Raw genomic sequence first — 17,760 nt, forward strand, 5'->3', positions numbered from 1 at the left:
CCCTTCGTCGCGACAGCACGTAGGACCGCGCCGCCGCGCGCGCCTCAGTCGCCCGGTGCGCCGCGCCACAGCGCGGCCCATGGCAGGCGCGCGAACAGCAGCGCGAGGTCGACCTCGCTGTCCGAGTCGAACGGCGCATCGGTCAGCAGCTCGGTGAAGCCCGCGCCCGCATCGACCGCGCCTTCATCGGACAGCCACACCCGCGTGCCGCGCCAGGCCTCGCCCACCGGCAGCTCCGGCGCGGCCTCGTCGGCCATGCCGCCGCACAGCCCCGCGAAGAAGCGCGCGGCCACCACCACCAGCGTGCGTCCCTCGTGGCGCCGCTCGAACGCGACCACGTGGCGCGCGAGCGGTCCTTCCACGCGCAGCCCGCGGTAGCCGGCATCGCGGAAGAACGCGTCCTGCGCACGGCGCAGCGCCAGCAGCCGCCAGGCGAACCAGAGCTTGGCGCGGCCGTCGTGCGGTGCGCGCGCGAACGCGTCCACGCTCTCGGCGGACCGCGCGCCCGCCGCGCGCTGCTCGAAGTCCTCGAGCAGGTCTTCGCGGCACCCATAGTCCACGGGCCGCCGGTTGTCGGGGTCCACCAGCGTCAGCGGCATCAGCTCGGTGCCCTGGTAGACATCGGGCACGCCCGGCGAGGCGAACTTCAGCAAGGTCAGCGAGAGGCTGTTCCAGGCCCCGAACAGCGCGATGCGCGACGCGAAGGCCCGCAGGTCCGCCCACCAGGCGGCCGGCTGCGCCGCATCCAGCGTCAGCGCCACGAAGCGCCGCAACGCGTCCTCGTAGCCCGCGTCGGGCCGGGTCCACGCGGTGCGCATCTTGGCCTCGCGCGCGGCCTTGTGCATGTACTGCACGATGCGCTCGCCGTAGTCGGCCAGCGCTTCGCCTTCGAGCCCTTCGGCGGGCAGCGTGCCGACCAGCGTCTGGCACAGCAGGTAGAGATCGGCGCCCGAGGGCGCGTCGGCCGGCGCGCCCTCGGCGGCCATGCGCTCGCGCAGCGGCTGCTGCAGCCGGCGCCAGCGCATCAGCGCGGCGCGCCATTCGCGCGGAATCTCCGACAGCACGTCGATGCGCGTGCGCACGTCCTCCGAACGCTTGTTGTCGTGCGTCGAGGTCGCGAGCATGGTGTGCGGCCAGCGCGCGGCGCGGTCGGCGCTCGCCGCGTGGAAGTCCTCCACGTCGACGCCGAACACGTCGGGATCGCCGCCCACCTCGTTGAGCGCGGCGAGCGGGAAGTAGCGGTAGAAGGCCGTGTCCTCCACGCCCTTGGCGGCCACCGGCGCGCTGAACTGCTGGAAGCGCACCGCGAAGCGCCGCACCCGGTCGCGCAGCGCGGGGCCGGCCGTGGGCACGGCCTCGCCGCTCAGCGTCTGGCGCAGGAACTCGTAGACCGAGGTGTCGCCGTCGCCGTAGTGCCGCTCGGCCTCGGCCACCGCCTGGTCGATGAAGCGGCGGTCCTGCGCCGAGGGCAGGTCGACGATGTAGCTGCGGTAGACCGGCAGGCAGGCCACCACCGCCGCGAGCGCGCGGCGCAGCGTGTTGAGCGTGTGGTCGCGCGTGTCGCGGTCGGCGCGCGCGATGCGCAGCAGCGCGTTCGACAGCACCGAGAGCTCCGAGGCCAGCGCATGGCGCATCACGGCCGCCTTGCCGTCGCGCACATGGGCCTCGAAGTGCGCGGGCGATCCGGTGAAGCGATGCCACAGCACCGCGAAGCGCCCGGCCGCGGCGGTGTCGATCAGCACGCCGTTGGCCACGTTCGCGAAGCGGTAGCCGGTGGTGCCGTGCACATGCCAGTCCTCGGGCACCTCCTCGCCGCGCGCCACGATCTTCTCGGCCACCACGTACAGCGGCCGCGCCGGGCGGCCTCGCGCATCGTCGCCGGCCAGCGGCAGGCCGGCGCGGCGCGCATAGCCTTCCTGCAACTGCAGGAAGTAGCGTGCCGGGTCGTGCAGGCCGTCGGGATGGTCGATGCGCAGCCCGTCGACGATGCCCCGCGCCGCGAGGTCCAGCGCCATCGATTGCGTGGCCTCGAATACCTCGTCGCGCTCCATGCGCAGCGCCGCGAGGTCGTTGATGTCGAAGAAGCGCCGGTAGTTGATCTCGTCGGCCGCCACGCGCCAGTAGGTCAGGCGCCAGTGCTGGGCCTCGATCAGCGCATGCAGCGCATCGCGCGCGGCGCCGTCGTTGAAGCCGGCCGTGGCCTGCGCCAGTGCCCGCGCTACCTCGGCATGCGTGTCGGCGAGTTCGCCCAGGCGTGCCTTCAGCAGCGAATGTTCGCGCGCGCGCGCCTCGCGCTCTGCGGAATCGGTCGCCTCGTCGGTGCCGGCATCGTCGGCCGGCCACGGCGCCCAGGCTTCGGCCAGCGCCTGCAGCCGCGCGCGCGGCCCGGCGTCCGACACCGCCTCGACGGCGCGCGCCAGCACGCTGGCATGGCTGCGCGGCGCGAGCGGGAAACGGTGCTCGTAGTAGCGCAGCGCGAAGCCGGCCTCGCCGCGCGCCGTGCCTTCGCCGCGCTCGAAGTGCAGCACCAGTTCGCCCTTCGAGAGCGCCTCGCCGTAGGGCACGCCGAGCACCGGCAGCAGCACCTTGCCGCGCAGCTCCGGGTTCAGCGGCTCCCAGTCGATGTCGAAGTGCTGCGCGTACACCGAGGCCGGCCCATGCTCGAGCACGTCCATCCACCAGCCGTTGTCGGCGCCGAACACGCCCATGTGGTTGGGCACCATGTCGAGCAGCAGCCCCAGGCCTTGCGCGCGCAAGGTGCGCGTGAACCGCTCGAAGCCCTCGGCCCCGCCGAGCTCGGGATTGATCTGGTCGTGCGCGACCACGTCGTAGCCGTGCATGCTGCCGGCGCGCGCGCGCTGGATCGGCGAGCAGTAGACGTGGCTGATGCCCAGCCGCGCGAGGTAGGGCACGATCGCCGCCGCGGCATCGAAGCCGAAGTCGCGGTGCAGCTGCAGCCGGTAGGTGGCGCGCGGAATGCGCGCCTCGGGCACGCGCTGCCCGACGTCCTGCGCGGGGTTCGCGCGCGGCCGTTCGGCGGCCAGCCGCGCCGCCACCGCGCGCACCGTCTCGCGCGTGGCCAGGGTCTCGAGCTCGGCCTCGAGCTTGCGCCGCCAGTTGGGCTGCAGCTCGTCGGTGGTGCCCGGCAGGTTCGCCTGGTCGAGCGTGCCCAGGAGGTCCTCGGGCTGCACCATCGCCAGCGCGCAGGGCGTCGCGCCGATGTAGGCATGCACGGCGGCCGTCAGCGCGGCATCGGGCTGCGTGGCCGTGGCGGCCGCGGCCATCTGTTCGGTCGACAGCAGGCCCTGCCGGTGCAGCGCGTGCAACAGGCCCACGCGCTGCGCCGCGCGGTCGGCCTGCTGCTTCTCGAACAGCTCCTGCGAGGGGAACAGCCCGAGCTGCGCGCGCAGCCGCAGGTCGTGGCCCGACCACCAGCCGGCCAGGGTCGCGAGGTCGTGCGTGCCGAAGGTCGCGAGCGCCGCGCCCGGGTAGTCGCCGGGCGGCAGGAACTCGCTGCCGCGCGTCTCGAAGACGAGCACGCGGTACGACAGCACGTCGGCCTGCGCCAGTGCCTCGCGCACGCGCGGCGCCACCGTGCCCAGGTCCTCGCCGATCACCATGCAGCGGTGGCGGTGGCTCTCGAGCGTGAGGATCGCGAGCATCTCCTCGAGCGGGTACTGCACGTAGGCACCGTCGCGCGGCGAGCTGCCCTCGGGAATCCAGAACAGCCGCATCAGCCCCATCACGTGGTCGATGCGCAGCGCGCCGCCGTGGCGCATGTTGGCGCGCAGCGTGTCGGCGAACAGCCGGTAGCCGCTCGTGCGCAGCCGGTCGGCGCGCAGCGGCGGCAGGCCCCAGCCCTGGCCCTGGGGATTGAACTCGTCGGGCGGCGCGCCCACGCTCGCGCCGAGCGCGAACACCGACTGGCCGCCCCAGGCGTCCGAGCCCGCGCGGTCGACCGAGATCGCGAGGTCGAGGTACAGGCCCACGCGCATGCCGAGCGCTCGGCAGCGCGCGCCGGCCTCCGCCAGCTGCATCGAGGCCAGCCACTGCAGGTACTGGTGGAAATGCAGCTCGCTCGCATGCGTGCGCTCGAACTGCGCCACCGCCTCCGAGGCCGGATCGCGCCAGGCCTCGGGCCAGCCGGTCCAGCCATGCACCGAGGCGTCGGCGGCATGAAAATGCGCCTGCAGCGCCTCGAACAGCGCATGGCGGTGCAGCGCCTCGCCGCGGTCGGCCACGAAGGAACGGAAGATGCGCGCGCGGTCGCTGCCGGGCTCGGTGTCGGGGCCCAGGTGCGCGCGCTCGAAGTGCGCGAACAGGCAGCGCAGCACCTCGTGCTTGGCCCGGGCCACGCCCGCGCGGTCGACCAGCGGCGCGGCGCGCAGCGCCTTCAGCCGGGTCTGGAACGCGGGTTCGGCGACCATGCGCCGCGCCTCCTCGCATTCGGCGAAGTCGGGCACCGCTTCCACCGCGATGTAGAGCGCGTCGATCTGCTGCCGCGTCGACGGGCTGTAGGGGCTCGCATGCAGCGGGTTGTGGGCGAACAGCGCATGCAGCGGATTGAGGCCGATCGCATCCACGCCCAGCGGCGCCATGCGCGCGGCCAGCTCCGAGAGATCGCCGAAGTCGCCGATGCCCCAGTTGCGCCGCGAGCGCAGCGCGGGCAGCTGCACCGCGAGGCCCCAGGCGCGGCCGCCGCCTTCGGGCGCGAGCGAGGGCGGCCGGTAGCAGCGCCCCGGTGTCGCGATCAGCAGCGTCTCGCCTTCGGCGCCCTCGATCGAGAGGCGGTGGTAGCCCGGTTGCAGCTCGACGTCGAAGGCCAGCGAGCCATCGGTATCGACCCGCGCATCGCCCGTGCTCGGCTCGCCGTATTCGTCGCGCAGGTGCCAGCGGTGGTGGCCGTCGGCCGCGGGCGGCAGGATCGTCGGATCGAGCGCCAGCGACCACGGGGCCTGCTCGGCGCGCACCACGTGCACCGCGGGCAGCACGGCGCCGGTCTCGGGCGGCACCGTGGCCGGGGTGTCGTCGTCCTCGCCGTGCCAGGCCACGCCGAAGGCGGCCAGCAGCGCGCGCAAGGTGGCGCGCGGCACCCGGTGCTCGTGGCCGAAGACGTCGTGGTAGCGGGTGTCGATGCCGAAGCGCGCACACAGCGCATCGATCGTGGGGTGCTCGCGGGATTCACTCGACATCGGACACCTGCAGGCTCAGATGCACCGCGCCGCGCGCGAGGCGCAGCCGTTGCGGATGTTCGTCGGGTGCGCTCGCGGCATCGACCGCCTCGCCGAGCGCGCCGACCGAATGCAGCGTCTCTCCCGGTGGCGCATCGACCGCATGTCGATGCTCGCCGAAGCAGGCCAGCAGATGCAGCACCGCGCCGTCCGACAGCGTCCAGCGCACGCGCAGCAGGTCGTCCTCGACGTCGTATTCGCCGCCGTGCTGGCGGCCGCCGAAATGCGGCACCAGCCGCTCGCGGCGCAACTGCAGCAGCTGCCGCACGCCCTCGAGGGTCTCGCGGTGCGGCGAGCGCTCGCGCTCGCTCCAGTCGAGCTTGGCGAGCGCGAAGCTCTCGGGCGCGTTGCAGTCGGGGATCGCCGCGCGCGCGGCCTCGTCGGCGAAGGCGGCGAAGCGGCCGAACTCGTCGCGCCGGCCTTGCGACACCGCGGCCGCGAGCTCGGGCCCGAAGTCGCAGAAGTAGGGGAAGGGCGTGGCGGCCGCGTACTCCTCGCCCATGAACAGCATCGGCGTGTGCGGCGACAGCAGCAGGCAGGCGCGCGCGGCGCGCACCAGCACCGGGTCGGCCAGCGCGTCGATGCGTTCGCCGAAGGCGCGGTTGCCGACCTGGTCGTGCGTCTGCAGGTAGGACACGAAGGCGCCCGAGGGCAGCGCCGCGCTCGGCTCGCCGCGCGTCTCGCCCTCGCGGAACACCGAGGCCTGGCCCTGGTAGACGAAGCCCTCGGCCAGCGCGCGCGCGAACAGCTCGAGCGGCCGCTGCGCATAGTCGGCGTAGTAGCCGTCGCGCTCGCCGGTCAAGAGCACGTGCGCCGCATGGTGCAGGTCGTCGTTCCACTGCGCGGTGGCGATGCGTGGCCGGCCTTCCTTGTCGCGCTCGAGCAGGTGCGCGAGGTTGCGGTCCTCTTCCAGCACCACGTGCACCTCGCGCGTGCGGCCCGGGCCTTCGCGCAGCGCATCGCAGATGGCCTGCACGATGCCCACGGGCGAGTCGTCGCGGATCGCGTGCACCGCGTCCATGCGCAGGCCATCGGCATGGAACTCCTCGACCCAGTAGAGCGCGTTGTGGATGAAGAAGTCGCGTACCGTCGCGCTGTCGGGGCCGTCGTAATTGATCGCGGCGCCCCAGGGCGTGCGGTGCGCGTCGTTGAAGAACTGCGGGCAGCAGGCATGCAGGTAGTTGCCTTCGGGCCCGAAATGGTTGTAGACCACGTCGACCAGCACCATCATGCCCAGGCCGTGGGCCTCGTCGATCAGCGCCTTGAGCGCCTCGGGCCGGCCGTAGGCGGCATCGGGCGCGAAGGGCAGCACGCCGTCGTAGCCCCAGCCGCGCCGGCCCGGGAAGTCCGCCAGCGGCATCAGCTCGATGGCCGTGATGCCCAGCGCCGCGAGCTCGGGCAGCCGCGCGCGCGTGGCGTCGAACGTGCCCTCGGGCGTGAAGCTGCCCACGTGCAGCTCGTAGATCACCGCCTCGGACCACGGTCGGCCGCGCCAGCCGCCGTCGCGCCAGGCGTAGGCGGCCGGGTCGATCACCTCGCTCGGGCCGTGCACGTCCGCGGGGTTGAAGCGCGAGGCCGGGTCGGGCACCTGCAGCCCGTCGGGCATGCGGAAGCGGTAACGGTCGCCGGCGCGCGCCTGCGCGAGCCGCAGCCGGTGCCAGCCCTCGGCATCGCGCACCATCGGATGCGCCTGCGTGCCGAGCTCGAGCAGCACCTGCGGCGCATCGGGCGCCCAGAAGCGGAAGTCCACGCCGCCGGCGGGATTCGGCAAGGCGCCGAAGGGCATCGCGTGCGTGCGTGGCAGCGTGAGGATCGCGTCGTTCATGCAGTGGCTCCCGTGTTGTCGCGGCCCAGCAGCACCAGCGAGCGGCTCGGCAGCGCATAGGCCGGGCCCTCCAGCTTGCCCGCCTCGCCGGCGCCATCGTCCTGGGTGGTGTCGAGCAGCACGCGCCAGGGCGCGGCGCTCGGCGGCAACCGGAACGGGATCGCGTCGTGGTGCGCGTTGAGCAGCAGCAGGAAGTCGTCGTCGCGCAGCGTCTCGCCGCGCGGCCCGCGGTCGGGCAGGGCGCTGCCCGAGACCAGCGCCGCGAGGCAGCGCACGTGGTCGGTGTTCCAGTCCTCGGAGCTCATCTCGTCGCCGTCGGGGCGCAGCCAGCAGATGTCCTTGGCCGACTGCCCCTCGGGCACGCGGCCCTCGAAGAAGCTGCGGCGGCGGAACGCCGGGTGCCGGCGCCGCAGCGCGATGGCGCGCTGCACGAAGCGCGTGAGCGCGGTGCGCTCGGGCGTGTCGCTCCAGTCGATCCAGCTCAGCGCGTTGTCCTGGCAGTAGGCGTTGTTGTTGCCGTTCTGGCTGTGGCCGCGCTCGTCGCCCGCCAGCAGCATCGGCACGCCCTGCGACAGCAGCAGGGTGGCCAGCAGGTTGCGCTTCTGCCGCGCGCGCAGCGCGTTCACCTCGGCATCGTCGGTCGGGCCCTCGGCGCCGCAGTTCCACGACACGTTGTGGTTGCTGCCGTCGCGGTTCTCCTCGCCGTTGGCCTCGTTGTGCTTGTCGTTGTAGGAGACCAGGTCCTCGAGGCAGAAGCCGTCGTGCGCGGTCACGAAGTTGATGCTCGCGAACGGCCGCTTGCCCGACCAGCCGTAGAGGTCCTGCGAGCCCGTGAGCCGCTGCGCCATCTCGCCGGTGACGCCCGCGTCGCCCTTCCAGAAGCCGCGCATGCCGTCGCGGTAGCGGTCGTTCCACTCGGCCCAGCCGAGCGGGAAGTTGCCGACCTGGTAGCCGCCGTGGCCCAGGTCCCAGGGCTCGGCGATCAGCTTCACGCGGGCGAGGGTCGGGTCCTGGCGGATCGCGTCGAAGAAGCCGCCGAGGTTCTCGACCCGGCCCGACTCGCGCGCCAGCGCCGAGGCCAGGTCGAAGCGGAAGCCGTCGACGTGCATCTCCTCGACCCAGTAGCGCAGCGAGTCCATCACCAGCTGCAGCGCGCGCGGATGCTCGAGGTTGACGGTGTTGCCGCAGCCCGTGAAGTCGTCGTAGTAGCGGCGCTGCTCGGCGTTGAGGATGTAGTAGGAGGCGTTGTCCACGCCGCGCATCGACAGCGTGGGCCCGAGCTGGTTGCCCTCGCAGCTGTGGTTGTAGACCACGTCGAGGATCACCTCGATGCCGGCCGAGTGCAGCGTCTTCACCAGCGTCTTGAACTCCTTCACCTTGCCCGAGGCGCTGTAGCGCATCTCGGGCGCGAAGTAGGTCAGCGTGTTGTAGCCCCAGTAGTTCTGCAGGCCGCGCTCGGCCAGGTGGCGGTCGTTGAGGAAGCCGTGCACCGGCAGCAGCTCGACCGTGGTCACGCCCAGGCGGCGCAGGTGGTCGATCACCGGCGCGCAGCCCAGGCCCGCGTAGGTGCCGCGCAGCTGCGGCGGCACCTCGGGATGCTGCATCGTGAAGCCGCGCACGTTCAGCTCGTAGATCACCATGTCCTGCCAGGGGATCGACGGCCGGCGGTCCTCGCCCCAGGTGAAGGCGGTCTCGAGCACGCGGCTCTTGGGCATCAGCGGCGCGCTGTCGCGGCGGTCGAAGGACAGGTCCTCGCGCCGGCCGCCCACGGTGTAGCCGTAGAGCGCGTCGCCCCAGCGCAGCGAGCCCACGAGGTCCTTGGCATAGGGGTCGACCAGCAGCTTGTGCGGATTGAAGCGGTGGCCCTCCTCGGGCTTGTAGGGGCCGTGCACGCGGTAGCCGTAGGCCAGGCCGGGGCGCGCCTCGGGCAGGTAGCAGTGCCACACGTCGTCGGTGCGGTCGCGCAGCTCGATGCGCTGCAGCTCGCGCCGGCCGCTCTCGTCGAACAGGCACAGCTCGACCTTGTGCGCATGCTGCGTGAACAGCGCGAAGTTCACGCCCTGGCCGTCCCAGGTCGCGCCGCGCGGATAGGGCTGGCCGGGCCAGACGGCCGAGATGGGGCTGTAGGTGGCCTTCTTCATGAATGGGTCAATGCGAGGAATCGGTCGGGGTCGGGAAACACGAAAAAGGTCGGAGTGCCGATGGCGGCGTTCAGCGCGGCGGCGGCCAGCGCTCGCCGCTGTCGTACGGGCCCGGCGCGTGGTCGCTGCGCGGCGCCACGGGCTGGCGCACGGCGGGCGCGGGGGCGCTCTCGGTGCCGGCGGCGGGCGTCGTCGGCGTGGCCGGCGTGACCGGTGCCGGCGTCACCGGCGTGCGCGCCGGCGCCACCGCGTGCCCGCGCGGGCGCTCGCGCGGCCACCAGTGCTCGATGCGCTCGGCGGCCCAGTCCTTGCCCGCGAGGCCGAAGGCCAGTGCAAGGGCGAGGACGATGCCGGCGAGCATCACGAGGAAGGTCTCGCGCACGATGTCGCCGCCCACCTTCACCTGGTCGAGCGCGATCAGCACCACGAACACCATCACCGCGTACTGCGCGGCCTTGCCCAGCAGCTGGCCGTCCTGCATGCCGGCGTTGCGGCAGTAGGTCTGCACCGCGCCGCCGACGAAGCGCGCGAAGTAGGCGCCGAAGGCCAGCACCAGCAGCGCGATGAAGATGTTGGGCACGAACCAGACCGCGCGCCCCAGCAGGTCGGCGATGTAGCTCAGTCCCAGCCCGTTGAAGGCGATCAGCAGCGCGGCCAGGATCACCACCCAGTAGAACAGCGCGCCCACGATCGCCGAGGTGTCGCTCATGAGCCCGCCCTGGCGCCAGAAGTTGTCCAGCCCCGAGCGCTCGGTCAGCACGTTGAAGTTGAACGCGCGCAGCGCCTTGATGACCGCGAAGCGCACCACCTTGGCGATCAGCCAGCCCGCGAACACGACCACCAGCGCCACCAGCAGCCGCGGCAGGAAGGCGCCGATCTGGTAGAGGATCGCGCGCAGGGGTTCCAGGTGGAAGCCGAAGTTGTCCATGATGAGTTCCTCCTTCTGTGGACCGTCGCGTCAGCGCGCGGTGGGATGGTTCGGCGCAACGAGGGCGAGCAGGCCGTGCAGCGGCACCTCGACCCAGTCGTTGCGGTTGTTGAGCTCGTAGCGCAGCTCGTAGAGCGCCTTCTCGATCTCGAACAGGCGCAGCAGCCCGGCATCGGCCGGCACCGCCTCGGCCGCGCCGGCCAGCGTGCCGGTGTAGGCCGAGAGGAAGGCATCGCGCGTCACGCGCTCCCATTCGCGCACCGCGGCGTCGAGGCGCACCGCCTCCTCGGCGTTCTGCGCCACGCGCCGCAGCGCGGTCCAGCGCGCGTAGTTGAACGAGCGCAGCATGCCCGCCACGTCGCGCAGCGGCGAGGCCTTGGCGCGGCGCTCCTCGAAGTCGCGCGCGGGCTCGCCCTCGAAGTCGATGATCACGAAGTCGTTGCCGCTCACCAGCACCTGGCCCAGGTGGTAGTCGCCGTGGTAGCGGGTCTTGCGGCCGCCGCCCTGCGCGGGCACGCTGGCGGCCACCGCCGCGTGCAGCGCCTCGCGCAGGCCCAGCAGCTGCTGCGCCTGCTCGCGCACCGGGTCGCTCAGCTGGCCCAGCCGCTGCTGCAGCAGCGCCAGCGTGGTGTCGACCTCGGCCTGCGCATGCGTCTGCAGCGCCGTGGCGTCGGCCGCGCTGGTGGGCTCGGGATCGAAGGCCGGGTCGCCGGTGGGGCGCGCCAGCGCGAGGTGCAGCTCGGCGGTGCGCTGGCCCAGGGTCGCGGCCAGCGCCATGAAGCCGCCGTGCGCATCGGCGGGCGCCGGGGCGTCGGGCAGGTCGGCCGGCGCGGTGCGCAGCTCCTCGAGGTAGCGCTCGACGTAGTCGCGCGTGAAGGTCCAGCCGTCACCCTGGTTCGTCACGTACGACTGCACCATCGCGAGCGCCATCACCTGGCCGTCGTTGCCCACGTACTCGAGCGCGCCGAGCACCGGCACGCAGTTCGCGTACTGCACCACGTCGGTCAGGAAGCGGCCCATCTCGAGCTCGGGATTGATGCCCTTGCGCGCGCGGCGGTAGCCCTTGAGGAACAGCGTGTCGTTGAGCGTCACCACCGTGTTGCTGCTCTGCGCGCTCGGACGGCCCACGGGCATGGCTTCGATGTCCAGGCCCAGCTTCGCGAACGCGGCCGTGGGCCGGAACTGCAGCCGGCCCGCGGCCGTCGGCAGCTCCATGCCCTGCTGGATGGCGCGCACCAGCGCGCGGCAGAAGGGTTCGTCGTAGAAGGCATCGCCCATCAGTCCCACCTGGGCCTGCTGGCGCACCTTCGCGAGGCCGGCCTGCGCGAGCCGGTTCATGCGTTCCTCCTCGCGCTCCTCCCAGGCCAGCGTCAGCGGCATGAAGTAGGTGGCGCTCTCGCGCGGGCCCTCGAGATCGAACAGCGGCAGCAGGTAGCGGTCGGCGCCGTCCTCCCACACCGCATGGTCGGCCAGCCGCGCGCGCGCGATGGTCTCGCCCTTGGAGGCGTACCAGCGCTGGATCTCGATGTGGCGCGGCAGCGTGTCGGTCTCGAACTGCGTGCGCATGCGCTCGGCCATGCCGATGCGCCACGGCATCACGCGTTCGCGGAAGAAGCTGTCCCAGCCGTCGAACAGCACCAGCGTGGGCTGCTCCTGCAGCGACACGCCCTCCTGGTGCCACACCGGCATCTCGGCGTCGAGCGTGAGCTTGAACCAGTAGAAGCCGTACGAGGCCAGGGTGAGCAGGTAGGGCAGCTCGCCGATCGGCGGGAAGGGCGCGCGCCCGAGCATCTCCACCGGCACCCGGCCCTTGAAGGCCGAGAGGTCGAGCTCGACCGGCTGCGCCGCGCGCGAGAGGTTGAACACCGTCAGGATGATGTCGTCGTCGTACTCGCTGACATAGGCCAGGATCTTGCGGTTGCCGGGCTTGAGGAAGCGGCGCCGGCCGCGCCCGAAGGCATGGCTGGTCTTGCGCACCGCGAGCATGCGGCGGGTCCAGTTCAGCAGCGAGCTGGCGTCGCGCGCCTGCGCCTCCACGTTGAGCGCCTCGTAGCCGAACATGGCGTCCATGATCGGCTGCAGGTACAGGCGCTGCGGGTCGGCGCGCGAGAAGCCGGCGTTGCGGTCGGGGCTCCACTGCATCGGCGTGCGCACGCCGTTGCGGTCGCCCACGAACACGTTGTCGCCCATGCCGATCTCGTCGCCGTAGTAGATGATCGGCGAGCCCGGCATCGACAGCAGCATGCCGTTCATGAGCTTCACGCGGTCGAGGTCGTTCTCCATCAGCGGCGCCAGCCGCCGGCGGATGCCGAGGTTGATGCGCGCGCGCTGGTCGGCCGCGTACATGTTGTACATGTAGTCGCGCTCCTTGCTGGTCACCATCTCGAGCGTGAGCTCGTCGTGGTTGCGCAGGAAGATCGCCCACTGGCAGCCCTCGGGGATGTCGGGCGTCTGCTGCAGGATCTCGACCACCGGATGCCGGTCCTCCTGCGCGATCGCCATGTACATGCGCGGCATCAGCGGGAAGTGGTAGGCCATGTGGCACTCGTCGCCGTCGCCGAAGTACTCGCGCACGTCCTCGGGCCACATGTTGGCCTCGGCCAGCAGGAAGCGGTTCCTGTACTCGGCGTCGATCGCCGCGCGCAGCTTCTTGATCACCGCGTGCGTCTCGGGCAGGTTCTCGTTGCTGGTGCCGTCGCGCTCCACCAGGTAGGGAATCGCGTCGAGCCGGAAGCCGTCCACGCCCATGTCGAGCCAGAAGCGCATCACCTTGAGCACCGCCTCGAGCACCGCCGGGTTGTCGAAGTTCAGGTCGGGCTGGTGGCTGAAGAAGCGGTGCCAGTAGTAGGCCTTCGCCACCGGGTCCCACGACCAGTTCGAGGTCTCGGTGTCGGTGAAGATGATCCGCGTGCCCTGGTAGAGCTGGTCGGTGTCGCTCCAGACGTAGAAGTCGCGCTCGGGCGAGCCCGGCGGCGCCTTGCGCGCGGCCTGGAACCACGGGTGCTCGCTCGAGGTGTGGTTGATGACCAGCTCGGTGATCACGCGCAGCCCGCGCTTGTGGGCCTCGTCGAGCATCTCGCGGAAGTCCTCGAGCGTGCCGTACTGCGGGTTCACGTCCTCGTAGGCCGAGATGTCGTAGCCGTCGTCGCGCAGCGGCGAGGGATAGAAGGGCATCAGCCAGATCGTGTTGACGCCCAGCTCCTTCACGTAGTCGAGCTTCGCGGTCACGCCCTTGAAGTCGCCGACGCCGTCGTTGTTGGTGTCGAAGAAGGCCTTGACGTTGAGCTGGTAGATCACCGCATCGCGGTACCACAGCGGATCGTCGCTGTTGTCGATCTCGACGGTTTCCAGCGCGATGCGCGAGACGGGTGCATTCATCGCTCTCTCCCTCAGAGGAAGTAATCGAAATCGCGCTCGCTGCGCACGCGCCGGCGCACCACGAGGATGTGGGCGGGCACGCTGTGCGGATCGAGCTTCACGTAGTGGTGGTGGCCGCGCCAGGTGAAGCGCTGGTTGGTCAGCAGGTCGTGCACCTGGAACTCCTCGTCGGGGCCGACGCCGATGCTGGCCGGGTCGAGGTGGATCCAGCCCCACTGCGCGTGGTGCGGATCGAGGTTGACCGCGACGATCACCACGTTGGCCTCGAGCGCGTCGTTCTCGGGCGCCGACTCGCGCGCATAGGCCAGCAGCATGTCGTTCTCGACCGGCAGGAAGCGCACGCCGCGGTGCGTCTGCAGCGCGGGGTTGTCGTGGCGGATGCGGTTCACGCGCGCGATGAACGGCGCGAGGCTCTCGGGGTCGTCGTGGTTCCAGTGCCGCAGCTGGTACTTCTCGGAGTCGAGGTACTCCTCGCTGCCGTGCTCGCGCGGCCGGTGCTCGCGCAGCTCGTAGGCCGGCCCGTAGATGCCGTAGCTGCCCGAGAGCGTGGCCGCGAGCACCAGCCGCGCCATGTAGGTCGGCGCGTCGCCGGCCTGCAGCTGCTCGTGCAGGATGTCGGGCGTGTTGGGCCAGGCGTTGGGGCGGAAGTAGTCGGCGCCCGGGCCGCTCGACAGCTCGGTGAAGTACTCGACCAGCTCGGCCTTGCCGGTGCGCCAGGTGAAGTAGGTGTAGGACTGCGTGAAGCCCAGCTTCGCGAGCCGGTGCATCACCTTCGGCCGCGTGAAGGCCTCGGCCAGGAAGATCACCTCGGGATGCTCGCGGTTGACCTCGCCGATCGCCCACTGCCAGAACGCGAAGGACTTGGTGTGCGGGTTGTCGACGCGGAAGATGCGCACGCCCTCGCCGATCCAGTGGTCGAGCACGCTCTTGAGCTCGGCCCACAGCGCGCGCCAGTCATCGCTCTCGAAGTGGAAGGGATAGATGTCCTGGTACTTCTTCGGCGGGTTCTCCGCGTACTGCACGCTGCCGTCGGGGCGGCGGCGGAACCACTCGGGGTGTTCCTTCACGTAGGGATGGTCGGGCGCGCACTGGAAGGCGATGTCGAGCGCGATCTCGATGCCCTGCGCGTTCGCGGCCTGCACCAGGTGGCGGAAGTCCTCGGGCGTGCCGAGCGCGGGAAGGATGGCCTTGTGGCCGCCTTCCTTCGCGCCGATGGCCCAGGGGCTTCCCACGTCGTCGGGCCCGGCCACCAGCGTGTTGTTCGGGCCCTTGCGCTGCTCGCGGCCGATCGGATGGATCGGCGGCATGTAGAGCACGTCGAAGCCCATCGCGGCGATCGCGGGCAGCCGCGTCTCGACGTCGCGGAAGGTGCCGTGGCGGCCCGGCTCGGGCGAAGCCGAACGCGGGAACAGTTCGTACCAGGTGCTGAAGCCCGCGCGCGTGCGCTGCGCCCACAGCGGCAGCTCGGCCGAGGTCACGGCGAGACTGCGGTCGGGATGGCGGCGCGCCACCTCGGCCAGCGTCGCGTCGAGCGCCAGCGCCTGCACCGCGCGCAGCTCGGTTGCGCCATCGGCCGCGGCGCGTGCCAGCTCCTCGCCCCAGCGCGCCAGTGCTTCGCGGTCGGCGCCGTCGGCGCGGCCCGCGGCGGCCACGATGTCCTTGGCCGCGGCCAGCGCGGCGATGCGGATGTCCTCGCCCACGCGGCGCGCCATCTCGTGGCGCCACGACTCGAAGGAATCGACCCAGGTGCTGACGCTGTAGAGGTAGCGCCCGATCGCGGGCGGCGAGAACGCGGCCTCCCAGACATCGTTGCCGAGCGCGCGCATCGGCAGCTCGCGCACCTCGTCGCTCGCTTCGGGGCGCCAGCGCAGCATCACACGCAGCACGTCGTGGCCGTCGGTGAAGCAGTGCGCCGTGATCGTCGTGCGCTGGCCCACGATGGCCTTGACCGGGAAGCGGCCCTCGTCGACCGAGGGCAGCACCGCGCCGATCACCGCGCGGATGCGGCCGTCGGAGCCGTCGGCGGGCGCGGGTGCACCGGGTGCCGGCGCGAAGCTCAATGGCGGCTCCGGCGGCGGCAGCGAGCGCTTGCGCGCGGGGGCCTTGGTCTCGCTGCGGGGGATGGGGGTGCTTTCGCTCGCGGTCTGGGTCTTGCCCTTGGGCGCCTTGGCGCCGATCGGGGTGGTTTCACGCTTCATCGTTGGCCCTCGGATTGCAGGATCACGGTGGACAGCGGCGGCAGCGTGAGGCTCAGCGAGTGGCGCCGGCCGTGCGAACGCACGGGCGATGCCTCGACCCCGCCGAAGTTGCCCCAGCCGGCGCCGCCGAATTCGGTGGCGTCGGTGTTGAGCACCTCGCGCCAGGTGCCGCCGCACGGCACGCCCACCAGCAGGTTGGTGCGCGGCACCGGTGTCATGTTCACGGCCACCAGCACCGGCGGGCCGTCGTGCGCGGGCTTGCGCAGGAACAGGAACACGCTGCGCTCGGCATCGTCGGCATCGATCCATTCGAAGCCCGCGGGCGTGAAGTCCTGGCTGTGCAGCGCCGGCTGCTCGCGGTAGACGCGGTTGAGCTGGCGCACCATGCGCTGCAGCCCGGCGTGGGCCGGCAGGCCGCAGACCCACCATTCGAGCTCGCCGTCGTGGGTCCATTCGCGGCGCTGGCCGAACTCGGCGCCCATGAACAGCAGCTTCTTGCCCGGATGCGCCCACATGAAGGCCAGCAGCGCGCGCAGGTTGGCGAACTGCTGCCAGTCGTCGCCCGGCATCTTGTTGATCAGCGAGCCCTTGCCGTGCACCACCTCGTCGTGCGAGAGCGGCAGCACGAAGTTCTCGTGGAAGGCATAGACCAGCGAGAAAGTCAGCGCATGGTGGTGGTGGCTGCGATGCACCGGGTCGTGGCGCATGTAGTCCAGCGTGTCGTGCATCCAGCCCATGTTCCACTTGAGGCCGAAGCCCAGGCCGTCCATCTCGGTCGGGCGCGACACGCGCGGCCAGGCGGTCGATTCCTCGGCCACGGTGAAGGTGTCGGGATGGTCGCGGTAGACCGCGCGGTTGAGCGTCTGCAGGAACTCGATGGCCTCGAGGTTCTCGCGCCCGCCGTGGCGGTTGGGCACCCAGCCACCGGGGCCGCGCGCGTAGTCGAGGTAGAGCATCGAGGCCACCGCGTCCACGCGCAGGCCGTCGATGTGGTACTTGTCGAGCCAGAACAGCGCCGACGAGACCAGGAAGCTGCGCACCTCGGGCCGGCCGTAGTTGAAGATCGCCGAGTTCCATTCGGGATGGAAGCCCTGGCGCGGATCGGCATGCTCGAACAGGTGCGTGCCGTCGAAGAAGGCGAGGCCGTGCGCGTCGGTCGGGAAGTGCGAGGGCACCCAGTCGAGCACCACGCCGATGCCGCGCTGGTGCAGGTGGTCGACGAAGTACATGAAGTCCTCGGGCGTGCCGTAGCGCGCCGTGGGCGCGAAGTAGCCCGTGGTCTGGTAGCCCCAGGAGCCGTAGAACGGATGCTCGGTCACGGGCATCAGCTCCACGTGCGTGAAGCCCATGTCGCTCACGTAGTCGGCCAGCGCATGGGCCAGCGCGCGGTAGCCCATGAACTGGCCGTCCTCGCGCCGCCACGAGCCCAGGTGCACCTCGTACATCGCCATCGGCGCATCGAGCGCGTTGCGCGCATGGCGCGTGGCCATCCACTCGCCGTCCGCCCAGTCGTGGCCCTCGCCGAGGCGGTGCACGCGCGAGGCGGTGGCCGGCGCGAGCTCCGACGAGAAGGCGAAGGGATCGGCCTTGTCCTCGACATGGCCGCGCAGGCGCGAGCGGATGCGGTACTTGTAGGTCTGGCCCGGCCGCACGTCGTCGACGTGGCCGTGCCATACGCCGCTGTCGCCGGGCACGGGGCTCAGGGCATCGGCATCGCCGTTCCAGCCGTTCCAGTCGCCCACCACCGAGACCGACTCGGCATTGGGCGCCCAGACCGCGAAATCGGCGCCGCCGTCCTCATGCGGATGGCAGCCGAGCTTGTCGAACAGGCGGGCGTGGGTTCCTTCGCGAAAAAGATAGGCGTCGGTGTCGTCGAAGACGGCGAGGGGGTGGACAGCAAGCACGGTATTTCCTTGGAGCGGTGTCCAGGGCGCGGACCTTCTTTGCGAGGCCATGGCCGAAGACCGTTAAGGCGGGGAGAAATGCATTTCCCCCGATGCGCGCGGGCTTGCGTCGAAGCGTTCACCGCTTCGATTTGTCGGAGAAGAAGCCGTCCGAA

At 71.4% G+C, this 17,760-nt stretch carries 7 protein-coding genes; all 7 read right to left on the reverse strand.

Annotated elements, in window-relative coordinates; all coding sequences use genetic code 11:
- Nucleotides 1–44: 44 nt before the first annotated feature.
- A complete protein-coding gene (locus AC1HIL_RS08075) occupies nucleotides 45–5,192 on the reverse strand; it encodes a malto-oligosyltrehalose synthase (RefSeq protein WP_479671545.1) in 5,148 nt (1,715 codons plus the stop codon).
- The gene (treZ, locus tag AC1HIL_RS08080; RefSeq protein WP_479671546.1) at nucleotides 5,182–7,056 is read right to left on the reverse strand and encodes a malto-oligosyltrehalose trehalohydrolase; all 1,875 of its coding nucleotides are present in this window, start codon (nucleotides 7,054–7,056) and stop codon (nucleotides 5,182–5,184) included. Before treZ ends, AC1HIL_RS08075 begins: the two co-directional genes overlap by 11 nt.
- Nucleotides 7,053–9,197, reverse strand: a complete 2,145-nt coding sequence (glgX, locus tag AC1HIL_RS08085) for a glycogen debranching protein GlgX (protein ID WP_057593219.1) — start codon at nucleotides 9,195–9,197, stop codon at nucleotides 7,053–7,055. Before glgX ends, treZ begins: the two co-directional genes overlap by 4 nt.
- A gap of 70 nt (nucleotides 9,198–9,267) precedes the next feature.
- Nucleotides 9,268–10,125, reverse strand: coding sequence for a mechanosensitive ion channel family protein (locus AC1HIL_RS08090; protein WP_479671547.1), 858 nt, complete (start codon nucleotides 10,123–10,125; stop codon nucleotides 9,268–9,270).
- A 30-nt stretch (nucleotides 10,126–10,155) separates the two neighbouring features.
- A complete protein-coding gene (gene treS, locus AC1HIL_RS08095) occupies nucleotides 10,156–13,503 on the reverse strand; it encodes a maltose alpha-D-glucosyltransferase (protein ID WP_413761560.1) in 3,348 nt (1,115 codons plus the stop codon).
- Nucleotides 13,504–13,514: 11 nt separating this feature from the next.
- Nucleotides 13,515–15,701 carry an alpha-1,4-glucan--maltose-1-phosphate maltosyltransferase gene (locus AC1HIL_RS08100; protein WP_479671548.1) on the reverse strand — a complete coding sequence of 729 codons (2,187 nt, stop codon included), beginning with the start codon at nucleotides 15,699–15,701 and terminating at the stop codon, nucleotides 13,515–13,517.
- The gene (gene glgB, locus AC1HIL_RS08105; protein ID WP_479671549.1) at nucleotides 15,698–17,656 is read right to left on the reverse strand and encodes a 1,4-alpha-glucan branching protein GlgB; all 1,959 of its coding nucleotides are present in this window, start codon (nucleotides 17,654–17,656) and stop codon (nucleotides 15,698–15,700) included. The genes AC1HIL_RS08100 and glgB overlap by 4 nt, the downstream gene beginning before the upstream one ends.
- Nucleotides 17,657–17,760: the final 104 nt, after the last annotated feature.

The organism is Variovorax sp. ISS6, from assembly GCF_056523145.1.

Excerpts from the sequence above, each read along its gene's own strand:
- AC1HIL_RS08075 (WP_479671545.1), bottom strand. The coding sequence starts at position 5,192 with ATGTCGAGTGAATCCCGCGAGCACCCCACGATCGATGCGCTGTGTGCG.
- treZ (WP_479671546.1), bottom strand. The coding sequence starts at position 7,056 with ATGAACGACGCGATCCTCACGCTGCCACGCACGCACGCGATGCCCTTC.
- glgX (WP_057593219.1), bottom strand. The coding sequence starts at position 9,197 with ATGAAGAAGGCCACCTACAGCCCCATCTCGGCCGTCTGGCCCGGCCAG.
- AC1HIL_RS08090 (WP_479671547.1), bottom strand. The coding sequence starts at position 10,125 with ATGGACAACTTCGGCTTCCACCTGGAACCCCTGCGCGCGATCCTCTAC.
- treS (WP_413761560.1), bottom strand. The coding sequence starts at position 13,503 with ATGAATGCACCCGTCTCGCGCATCGCGCTGGAAACCGTCGAGATCGAC.
- AC1HIL_RS08100 (WP_479671548.1), bottom strand. The coding sequence starts at position 15,701 with ATGAAGCGTGAAACCACCCCGATCGGCGCCAAGGCGCCCAAGGGCAAG.
- glgB (WP_479671549.1), bottom strand. The coding sequence starts at position 17,656 with ATGGCCTCGCAAAGAAGGTCCGCGCCCTGGACACCGCTCCAAGGAAAT.